1 protein-coding gene is annotated in these 1,359 nt (G+C 70.3%); it reads left to right on the top strand.

Going from position 1 to position 1,359, the window contains the following annotated elements:
• Nucleotides 1-18 precede the first annotated feature (18 nt).
• Nucleotides 19-1,359, top strand: coding sequence for a DUF222 domain-containing protein (locus AC6CHX_RS19500; protein ID WP_498274310.1), 1,341 nt, complete (start codon nucleotides 19-21; stop codon nucleotides 1,357-1,359).

Below are 1,359 nucleotides of genomic sequence, written 5' to 3'. Positions count from 1 at the left end.
ACTCGGTTAGAATGAAGCATGTCCACTTTGACCGGGTTGCACGAGGCGATGAGTCACCTCGACACGGCGTGGGCGGGCGCCGACGAGGCGGGGGATCTGTCCCGGTCCGAGCTGGTCGCGGTCAGTGCGGCGATCGGGGTGTTGCAGCGGCGGGTGGATGCGGTGCATGTCGAGGTCGCCGCGCGGATCGCGTATGAGTCTCGGCCCGAGCTCGGGGCGGAGAGTCTTGCGAAGCAGCAGGGGTTCCGCACGGCTGCGGCGTTGATCGCCGCGACCACGGGTGTCTCGACGGGGGATGCGGCCCGGTTGGTGAAGGTCGGGGAGGCGACGGCGCCGCGGGCGGACCTGTTGGGTGCGCGGTTGCCGGCACGGTATCCGCTGGTGCGGGAAGCACTGCGCGCGGGCGTGCTGAGCGCGCAAGCCGCGGCGATGATCATCGGAATGCTGGACCGGTGCCGGGTCGCGGCCGGGGCGGAGCGCGTCGCGGAAGCGGAACGCATACTGGCCGAGGCCGCCGTCGGGCTGGCGTTGGACCATGTCCGCCGGCTCGTGGTGCGGGTGGAAGCGTGGTTGGACCCCGACGGTGTCGAACCGAAAGAAGAGGAGCGGCGGGGGAAGAGGTCGCTGACGATGTTCGAGCGCGGCGGGATGCTGCACCTGAACGCGCGACTGGATGCCGAGACCGCCGCCCCGATCGTGACCGCGATCCGCGGGTTCGTGACCGCCGCGTTCGCCGCCCGGAATGACGCCCCCGACCCGGACGCCCCCGATGCGGACCGGCGCACGGTCCCCATGATCCAAGCCGACGCGCTCGCGGTGTTCTGCGCGCACGTCCTCGGCTGCGACAAGCGGGTTCCGGTCGCCGGGGCCACCGTGATCGTCCGGATGAACTTCTCGGACCTCGAAACCGGCACCGGTTCCGCGACCGTGGACGGTCTGGATCAGCCCGTCAGTGTCGGGGCAGCGCGGCGGATGGCCGCCGGCGGTGGGATCATCCCTTGCGTCCTCGGCGGGAACAGTGAAGTGTTGGACTGGGGGCGGGAGAAACGCCTGTTCACCCGGGCGCAACGCCTCGCCCTGGCCGAACGCGACGGCGGGTGTGCGATGTGCGGGCTGCCACCCGAGATCACGAAAGCGCACCACATCCGCTGGTGGAAACGCGACCACGGACCCACCGACCTCGCCAACGGAATCCTGCTGTGTGAGACCTGTCACCACCGCATCCACGACAACGGATGGGACATCCACATCGACAGGCCCCAGACCGGGGGACGAGTGTGGTTCCTCCCACCCCCGCACGTCGACCCCACCCGCACCCCACGACTCGGCGGACGCGCCCGCTTCGACATCGCCGCATGA

It is taken from the genome of Microbacterium sp. GQ128 (assembly GCF_059758615.1).
Note: the sequence above shows the minus strand (reverse complement) of the source record. Positions and strands in the feature narration are given on the sequence as shown.